The sequence below is a fragment of the Cellulomonas sp. B6 genome (assembly GCF_001462455.1).
Lineage (GTDB): Bacteria > Actinomycetota > Actinomycetes > Actinomycetales > Cellulomonadaceae > Cellulomonas.
Genome location: NZ_LNTD01000132.1, coordinates 1 through 8,568 on the forward strand (window position 1 = coordinate 1; position 8,568 = coordinate 8,568).

The following is an 8,568-nucleotide window of genomic DNA, read 5'->3' on the forward strand; positions in this document are numbered from 1 at the left end:
GTGGTGCGGGTGACACCCCGCCAGGGTGCGCGCCGCCGCGCGTCGGCAGTAGAGGCAGAACCCGCGCGTGCCACAACGTACGCTTGTGCCCGACGTCGTGACGCGCGACGACCAGGAGGCGCACGTGGACCGGGAGCCCGACCTCGCGGCGCTGCGCGCGCTCGCGCTGGTCGCCGAGACCGGCAGCATCTCGGCCGCCGGCGAGCGGCTCGGCGTGAGCCAGCAGGCCGTGTCGCTGCGCGTGCGCGGGCTCGAGAGCGCGCTGGCCACCCGGCTGCTCGTGCGCTCGGCCCGCGGCTCGCGGCTCACGCGCGAGGGCCAGCTCGTCGTCGGGTGGTCGGCGGCGCTGCTGGCGGCGAGCGACGACTTCACGGGCGTGGTCGGGGCGCTGCGGGCCGACCGCGAGCGGACCGTGCGGATCGCCGCGAGCCTCACGATCGCCGAGCACCTGCTGCCCGGCTGGGTCGCGCGGTGGCGGGCGGGCCGGGGCGACGACGACGTCGTGGTGCGCCTCGAGTCGGTCAACAGCGCCGCCGTCGTCGAGGCCGTGCGCGGCGGGACCGTCGACCTCGGGTTCGTCGAGACGCCGTCGGTGCCCACCGACCTCGGGTCCGCGACGTTCGGCCACGACACCGTCGAGGTCGTCGTGCCGCGGCACCACCCGTGGGCGGTCGCCGGGACCGTGCGCGCGGTCGAGCTCGCCGCGACCCCGCTGGTGCTGCGCGAGCCGGGCAGCGGCACGCGGCGCGCGCTCGAGGACGCGCTCGAGCGCGCCGGGCACCCCCTGCGGGCGGACCCCGCCGCCGTGCTCCCCACGACCCTGGGCGTGCGCAGCACGGTCATGGCGGGCGCCGGCCCCGGGGCGCTCAGCGCGCTCGCGGTCGCCGACGACGTCCGCGCGGGCCGGCTCGCACGCGTGCGCGTGCACGACCTGCGGATCACGCGTCCGCTCACCGTCCTGTGGGCCGGCTCCCGGCCCACGAGCGCCGCGCGCGACTTCCTGCGGGTCGTGCACGACGACGTCGACCCGGTGGGCGCCCCGGGCCGAGGGCCCGCCTGACCAGCGGCGGCGTGCGCGCAGCGGGTCCGTCGTTCGACGGGTCGGACGCGCCGCCGCCCCCTACTGTCGAGCCATGAACGGACTCGCCCTCGCCCAGCAGAAGATGCGTGACGCCGGCGTTCCCACGGCCGCGGTCGACGCGTTCACCCGGTTCTACGGCCTCCTCGAGAGCGGCAGCACGGGGATCGTGCGGGAGGCGGACGTCGCCCCGCTGACCGACGTGCCCCGGCTCGCCGACCTCGACGTCGACCCCGACGCGGCCCGCGAGGCGCTCGCGCGGACCGCGGTCGTCAAGCTCAACGGCGGCCTCGGCACCTCGATGGGCATGGACCGCGCCAAGTCGCTGCTGCCCGTGCGCGGCGGCCGCACGTTCCTCGACGTCATCGCCGACCAGGTGCTCGCCGCCCGCGCGGCCACCGGCGCGCGCCTGCCGCTCGTGCTCATGAACTCGTTCCGCACGCGCGACGACAGCCTCGCGGCGCTCGCCGCGCACCCCACGCTCGCGGTCGACGGCGTGCCGCTCGACTTCCTGCAGAACCGCGAGCCCAAGCTGCTCGTCGACGGGCTCACGCCCGTCACGTGGGAGGCGGACCCGTCGCTCGAGTGGTGCCCGCCCGGCCACGGCGACCTGTACCCGGCGCTGCACGCGTCCGGGGTCCTGACCGCGCTGCTCGACGCCGGGTTCCGGTACGCGTCCGTCTCCAACTCCGACAACCTCGGGGCGACCCCGGACGCGCGCGTCGCCGGCTGGTTCGCGTCGACCGGCGCCCCGTTCGCCGCCGAGGTCGCGCGCCGCACGCCCGCCGACCGCAAGGGCGGCCACCTCGTGGTGCGCCGCGCCGACGGGCGCATCGTGCTGCGCGAGACCGCGCAGACCCACCCCGACGACGCCGACGCGGCCGCCGACATCGCGACGCACGCGTTCTTCAACACCAACAACCTGTGGCTCGACCTCGAGGCGCTCGCGGCCGAGCTCGACCGCACGGGCGGCGTCCTCGACCTGCCGCTCATCCGCAACGAGAAGACCGTCGACCCCACCGACAAGGCCTCACCGCGGGTCGTGCAGATCGAGTCCGCGATGGGTGCCGCGATCGAGGTGTTCGACGGGGCCGCGGTGCTCGAGGTCGGGCGCGACCGGTTCCTGCCGGTCAAGACGACCAACGACCTGCTGGTGCTGCGCTCCGACGTCTACGCCGAGGACGACGCGCACCGGCTCGTCGCGCAGGTCGACGCGCCGTTCGTCGACCTGGACCCGGCTCACCACGCGCTCGTCGGCGACTTCGACGCGCACGTGCCGCACGTGCCGTCGCTACGTGAGGCGACGTCGTTGCGTGTCCGTGGCGACTGGACGTTCGGCGCCGACGTCACGGTGCGCGGCGACGCCGTGCTCGAGGGCGAGGGTGGACGCGTCCCCGACGGTGCGACGCTCGACGCGACGGGCGTGGTCGCCGCCGCCGCGGACACCACCCGCTGAGGTCCGTCGGCCGGACGCACGGCCGCGGACGCACGAGGGCGGTCCGACCCCCCCGGGGTCGGACCGCCCTCGTGCTGCCTGCGGGCCGCGTCAGCGACGACGCCCCGCCGAGCCGACGTACAGGCTCACCAGGAGCGCCGCGAGCGCGACCTGGATCACGAGCTCCAGCACGTCGACGCCCGGCGTGGTGTCCCAGCCGACGAGCGACGCGATCCACGTGCCGATGAGTGCCGCGACGATGCCGATGATGATCGTCACGAGGATGGAGATGTTCTGCCTGCCGCGCACGACCAACCGCCCGAGCGCGCCGATGATCGCGCCGACCACGATCGCGCTGATGATGCCGCCGATGCCCATGGTGCTCTCCTCGCTCGCCGTCGACCGAAGACCGGTCTGGGAGCAAACTAGGACGGGTCGGGCGTTCCCGCCCGTCGAGCGCCTGTCGAGCGACGGGCGACTGTCGCGGCCGGTGTGCCGCCGTTCCGTGCGATCCGGGCCCCTCACGGGCCGGGGGCGGGTAGGTTGCGGAGCGCCGGTGCCGTCCGTCGTCCGTGAGGGAGTCCCGTGTCCGACGTCTTCGCGGTGGTGCCCGCGCCGCTCGTGCTCGAGCCGTCGTCCGAGCCGCCGTTCGTGATCTCGCCGTCGACGGTCGTGGTCGTCGACGCGGCCGACGAGCTGGTGCCGGTGGCCGTGCTCACGGCCGACCTGCTGGGCCGCGTCAGCGGGCGTCCCGTCGAGATCCGCTACGCCGAGCTCGACGCGCCGGGCGTCGTGCGGATGCGACTGGTCGACGACCTGCCGCCCGGTCCCGAGGCGTACCGCGTCGTCGTCGGCGAGGGACGGGTCGCGCTCGAGGCGCGCACCACCGACGGGCTGGTGCACGCCGTCGTCACGCTGCGCCAGCTGCTGCGCGCGCACCCCGACGGCGGGGCCCACGCGGCGGCCGTCCGCATCGAGGACGCACCGCGCTACGCGTGGCGCGGGCTGTCGCTCGACGTCGCGCGGCACTTCGTCACGGTCGCGGACCTCGAGGTCGTCATCGGGCTGATGGCGCACTACAAGCTCAACGTGCTGCACCTGCACCTGACCGACGACCAGGCGTGGCGGCTCGACCTGCCGTCGCGTCCCGGGCTCGTGCGGCGCGCGAGCGCGCACTCGGTCGACGGCGACCCCGGCGGGCACTACTCGCGCGCCGACTGGGACCAGATCCTCGCGTTCGCGCGGGCCCGTGCCGTCCGGGTGGTGCCCGAGATCGACGTCCCCGGTCACGTCAACGCCGCGCAGCACGCGTACGGCGAGCTCAACCCCGACGGCGAGCCGGTCGAGGAGTACCTGGGCATCGAGGTCGGGTTCTCGCGGCTGCACGACGACCTGCCGGAGACGCACGCGTTCCTCGCGGACGTGTTCGGCGACCTCGCTGAGATGACGCCCGGCGACTACCTGCACATCGGCGGCGACGAGGTCCTGACGATGGGCCACGACGAGTACGAGCGGCTCGTGCGCTCGGCCGCCGCGGCCGTCACCGCCCACGGCAAGCGGGTCGTCGCGTGGCAGGAGGTCGCCTCGGTGCCGGACCTGCCCGCGGGCACCGTCGTGCAGTACTGGGACACGCGCGTGGACCCCGCGCCGTTCGTGCGCGCCGCGCGCGCCGGGGCGCGCATCCTGATGTCACCGGGCTCGCGGGTGTACCTCGACATGAAGTACGGCCCGGACTTCCCGCTCGGGCTCGAGTGGGCCGGGCACGTCGAGCTGCGGGACTCCTACGAGTGGGACCCCGCGACGCTCGTCGTGGGGCTGCCGCCCGAGGCCGTCGCGGGCGTCGAGGCCGCGGTGTGGACCGAGACCCTGCGGACCCTCGACGACCTGACCACCATGCTCCTCCCGCGCCTCGCGGCCGTCGCCGAGGTCGCGTGGAGCGACCTGGGGCGCCGCGACTTCGACGACTTCACGACGCGGCTCGCACCGCACGGCGAGGTGTGGGACCAGCTCGGCCTGGCGTGGCACCGCTCGCCGCAGGGTCGCTGGTCGGCGCCGGTCGCGTCCGAGCCGGCGGGCTGACCTCCGCCGCGGGTCCGCGCGGGCGTCGGGTCGGCGGACGTCAGATCCAGGTGGGCAGCCACATGCGGATGTGCCACTGCTGCCACGGGATCACCCACCCCGCCCACACGGGGTAGAAGAACAGCCCGACGCCCGCGACGACCGCCACGAACACGCCCACGGCGACGACCGTCGCGCGGCGGGCGCGCCGTTCGCGCGCGGTCCCGTCCTCCTCGACGCGGGGACCCACCAGCAGCCCCAGCACGTAGACGAGCGTGAGCACGACCCACGGCACGAACGCCACGGTGTAGAACGTGAAGATCGTGCGGTGCGCGTACGCGAACCACGGCACCCAGCCCGCCAGCAGGCCCGACAGCACCGCGCCGGCCCGCCAGTCGCGGTACCGCACCAGCCAGAACAGGGCGACGAGGACCGCGGCGGCGCCGGCCCACCACAGCACGGGGTTGCCGACCGCGAGGATCGCCTGCGAGCACGAGTCCGCGCCGCAGGCCTGCTGCGCGGCGTCGCCGGTCAGGCTCGAGACCTCGGTCGGGTAGTAGAACGACGTGGGCCGCCACTGCACGATCCAGCCCAGCGGCCCGGCCGCGTAGGAGTGCGGCGTCTCGAGGCCGTTGTGGAACCGCCACATGTCCTGGTGGTAGGCCCACAGGGAGCGCAGCGCGGGTGGGAGCCACTGCGCGCCCTCGCCGGGGTGGCTCGCGGCCCACTGCCGGTTCCAGCCGTCGGTCGACGCGAACCAGCCCGCCCACGACGCCAGATACGTGAGCAGCGCCGTCGGCACCATCACGAGGAACGCGACGACGGCGTCCTTGACGAGGGTCGCGCGCACCCACGGCCGCACCCCGGCGGTGCGTCGTGCGGTCGCGTCCCACGCGACCGTGAGCAGGCCGAACACGGCCAGGAAGTACATGCCCGACCACTTGGTGCCGATCGCGAGGCCCAGCGCGACGCCCGCCGCGAGCCGCCACCACCGGAACCCGAGCCCGGGGCCCCAGCGCAGGGGGTGACCGGCCTCCAGGACCGCCGCGGCGCGGGCCGCGAGCCGGCGTCTGGCCTGCTCCCGGTCGAGGCCCAGGAACCCGAAAGCGGCGAGCACGAAGAACATGAGGAACGGGTCGAGCAGGCTGATCCGCGACTGCACGACCGCCTGCCCGTCGAGCGCGAGGAACAGCCCCGCGACCGTGCCGAGCGCCGTCGAGGCGAACAGCCGACGCGCGATCCGGGCGATCATCAGCACCGCGAGCGTGCCGCACACCGCGGCGGCCAGGCGCCACGCGAACGAGCTCTCGACGCCGCCGCCCAGCCGCATGCCGAGCGCGATCATCCACTTGCCGACGGGCGGGTGGACGACGTACTCGGGGTCGGTCCCGAGCATGCTCGTGTCCCCGGCCTCGAACCGCGGGTTGGGCTCGTCGCCCCACGACGCCTCGTACCCGCGCACCAGCAGCGAGAACGCCTGCTTGACGTAGTACGTCTCGTCGAAGACCAGCGAGTGCGGCCGTGCGAGGTCCCAGAAGCGGAGGAACCCGCCGAGCGCGGTGACGGCCAGGGCCCACAGCCACCCGGTCAGTCGTGCGCGGGGCGTCGCGTCGAGCGCGAGGGTCCCGGCCCCGAGCAGGCGGCGCAGCAGCCGCGGCTCGGAGGGCTCCTGGGGCTCGACGACGGTGTCCGCGGGGTCGGGGGAGTCGGCCACCGCGGTGCCGGTGCGGGCCCCGTCGACGGCCTCGGCCGGGCCGGCGCCGGTGGGCCACGGCGCCCCGTGACCGGCCGCGGTCGCGGGCCCCGTGGCCGGTGGCGCCGCCCCCGCGGCGGGCGCGCCCGCGACGAGGGCCTCGTCGGGGTGCGCGTCGCCCGTCGGGGACGCGGCCGGGGCGTCGCTCGCGCCCTCGGGTGGGAGCGCGCCCGTCGCCGGGTCCGGGGGCGCCCCCGGCCCCGTCGGCTGGCGATCGGTGGCGTCTCCGTCGGTCGACACCGGGCCATCGTAGGGGTACCCGCAACGGGGCGAACCCGGCGCGTCCGGTCGCGCCCCGCGGGGCGTCCGCGCACGCCGCGACGGCCCGCGGTGCACCGGGGTGGCAGGCTGGTCCGGTGACGTCGACGACCCCGCCCGCCGCCGAGCCCGAGCCCGACGCCGCGCCTGATGCCGAGCCCGACGTCCGGCCCGACGACGACGGCCGGGACGCCGGCACCAGGACGGCCGCCGAGGTCGCGGACGACGACCCCGCCGACGACGACCCCGCGGACGACGACCCCGCGCACGACGACCCCGCGCCGGACGCGAGGCGCACGACGGCCGGACGCTCGGTGCGCGGCGGTGCGCTCGTGCTCGCCGCGACGCCGATCGGCGACGCCGAGGACGCGTCCGCGCGCCTGCGACGCCTGCTGGCGGACGCCGACGTCGTCGCGGCCGAGGACACGCGCCGCACGCGTGCGCTCGCGGCGCGGCTCGGCGTGACGATCGGCGGGCGCGTCGTCAGCCACCACGAGCACAACGAGGCGGGCCGCTCCGACGACCTGCTGGACGTCGTGGCGGGCGGCGGCACCGTGCTGGTGGTGACCGACGCGGGCATGCCGACGGTGTCCGACCCCGGGTTCCGCGTCGTCCAGGCCGCGGTCGCCGCGGGCCTGCCCGTGACGGTCGCTCCCGGGCCGTCGGCCGTGCTCGCGGCGCTCGCGCTGTCGGGTCTGCCGACCGACCGGTTCTGCTTCGAGGGGTTCCTGCCGCGCAAGGCGGGCGAGCGGGCACGCACGCTCGCGGCGCTCGCGGCCGAGCGCCGCACGATGGTGCTGTTCGAGGCGCCCCACCGCACCGCCGACGCGCTCGACGCGCTCGTCGCGGCGTTCGGCCCCGACCGGCCGGGCGCGGTGTGCCGCGAGCTGACCAAGACCTACGAGGAGGTGCGCCGCGGCCCGCTCGCCGAGCTCGCGGCGTGGGCGCACGCGGGCGAGGTGCGCGGCGAGGTCGTGCTGGTCGTCGGCGGCGCGCCCGACGACGGCCCGCGCGACGTCGCGGACCTCGTCCCCGAGGTGCTCGCACGCGTCGACGCCGGTGAGCGGCTCAAGGCCGTCGTCGCCGAGGTCGCCGAGGCCGCGGGCGTGCCGAAGCGCGACCTGTACGCCGCCGCGCTCGCGTCCCGGACCGCCTGACCTGGGTCGCCGCGCGGCGGGCGCGTCAGAGCGCCGCGGAGTCGACCAGCTCGGCGCCCGCCGCGGCCATCGCCTCGCGCGCCGCCGCGCCCTGCTCGGGCGTCACCGGCACCGTGAGGTCGGTGAGCACCCGCGCGCGCAGCCCCAGCGTGAGCGCGTCGAGCGTGGTCGCGCGCACGCAGTGCGACTCCGCGATGCCGACGACGTCGACGTCGGAGACCCCGGCGTCGAGCAGCAGCGCGCCCAGCGCACGGCCGTCGGCGTCGACGCCCTCGAACCCCGAGTAGGCGGCCGCGTACTCGCCCTTGCGGACGCTCGCGTCGGGTCGCAGGTCCGCCAGGGCGGGGTGCAGCTCGGCCTCGGGGGTGCCGACGACCGCGTGCGGCGGCCACGTGTCGACGTAGTCGGGCTCGTCGGAGAAGTGCGCGCCCGGGTCGACGTGCCAGTCCTGCGTCGTCACGACCAGCGCGTAGCGGTCGCGGTGCTCGGCCGCGTACCGCGCGATCGCCGCGGCCACGGCGTCACCGCCCTCGACCGCGAGCGCGCCGCCCTCGCAGAACGTCGGCTGCACGTCGACCACGAGCAGCGCCCGCGTCCCGTCGGTCCCCTCGTCACGCGTCATGCCCCCATCCTGCCTCCCGGTGGCGACCGGCGCCCCGCCCCGGCGTCCGACCCGGCGCGCTCCGTCGACGGACGGCCCGCGCGACCCGGGAGCCCGTGCCGCGCGCGTCCCGTCACTGTCCGTCGACGGACAGTCCTGCGGCACGACGGACACGGGCGTGCCCCTGTCCGTCGTGCCGGGAGGCTGTCCGTCGAGGGGAGCAGGGGA

The 8,568-nt window shown here is 76.4% G+C and carries 7 protein-coding genes; 4 read left to right on the top strand and 3 right to left on the bottom strand.

The annotated features are described in order from the left end of the window. Positions 1 to 97: 97 nt before the first annotated feature. Together ATM99_RS12510 and ATM99_RS12515 are read left to right on the top strand one after the other, a co-directional pair. Entirely contained in the window at positions 98 to 1,060 is a 963-nt protein-coding gene (locus tag ATM99_RS12510) for a LysR family transcriptional regulator (protein ID WP_223305048.1), read from the top strand. Positions 1,061 to 1,133: 73 nt separating this feature from the next. Beyond that, a complete protein-coding gene (locus ATM99_RS12515; protein WP_062103228.1) occupies positions 1,134 to 2,534 on the top strand; it encodes a UTP--glucose-1-phosphate uridylyltransferase in 1,401 nt (466 codons plus the stop codon). Positions 2,535 to 2,624: 90 nt separating this feature from the next. On the opposite strand, the gene ATM99_RS12520 is transcribed toward ATM99_RS12515, so the two are convergent. Beyond that, a complete protein-coding gene (locus tag ATM99_RS12520) occupies positions 2,625 to 2,891 on the bottom strand; it encodes a GlsB/YeaQ/YmgE family stress response membrane protein (RefSeq protein ID WP_062103229.1) in 267 nt (88 codons plus the stop codon). Positions 2,892 to 3,098: 207 nt separating this feature from the next. On the opposite strand from ATM99_RS12520, the gene ATM99_RS12525 reads away from it, so the two are divergent. Further along, the gene (locus tag ATM99_RS12525; protein WP_062103230.1) at positions 3,099 to 4,592 is read left to right on the top strand and encodes a family 20 glycosylhydrolase; all 1,494 of its coding nucleotides are present in this window, start codon (positions 3,099 to 3,101) and stop codon (positions 4,590 to 4,592) included. Positions 4,593 to 4,632: 40 nt separating this feature from the next. Here the strand turns inward: ATM99_RS12525 and ATM99_RS12530 are convergent, their stop codons facing one another. Next, complete coding sequence (locus ATM99_RS12530; protein ID WP_223305051.1) at positions 4,633 to 6,564, bottom strand: dolichyl-phosphate-mannose--protein mannosyltransferase; 1,932 nt, start codon at positions 6,562 to 6,564, stop codon at positions 4,633 to 4,635. A 332-nt stretch (positions 6,565 to 6,896) separates the two neighbouring features. Between ATM99_RS12530 and rsmI the strand changes: the two genes are divergently transcribed. Further along, entirely contained in the window at positions 6,897 to 7,739 is an 843-nt protein-coding gene (rsmI, locus tag ATM99_RS12535; RefSeq protein WP_062103234.1) for a 16S rRNA (cytidine(1402)-2'-O)-methyltransferase, read from the top strand. 25 nt (positions 7,740 to 7,764) lie between these two features. On the opposite strand, the gene ATM99_RS12540 is transcribed toward rsmI, so the two are convergent. After that, positions 7,765 to 8,361 carry an isochorismatase family protein gene (locus ATM99_RS12540; protein ID WP_062103231.1) on the bottom strand — a complete coding sequence of 199 codons (597 nt, stop codon included), beginning with the start codon at positions 8,359 to 8,361 and terminating at the stop codon, positions 7,765 to 7,767. Positions 8,362 to 8,568 lie beyond the last annotated feature (207 nt).

Excerpts from the sequence above, each read along its gene's own strand:
- ATM99_RS12515 (WP_062103228.1), top strand. The coding sequence starts at position 1,134 with ATGAACGGACTCGCCCTCGCCCAGCAGAAGATGCGTGACGCCGGCGTT.
- ATM99_RS12520 (WP_062103229.1), bottom strand. The coding sequence starts at position 2,891 with ATGGGCATCGGCGGCATCATCAGCGCGATCGTGGTCGGCGCGATCATC.
- ATM99_RS12540 (WP_062103231.1), bottom strand. The coding sequence starts at position 8,361 with ATGACGCGTGACGAGGGGACCGACGGGACGCGGGCGCTGCTCGTGGTC.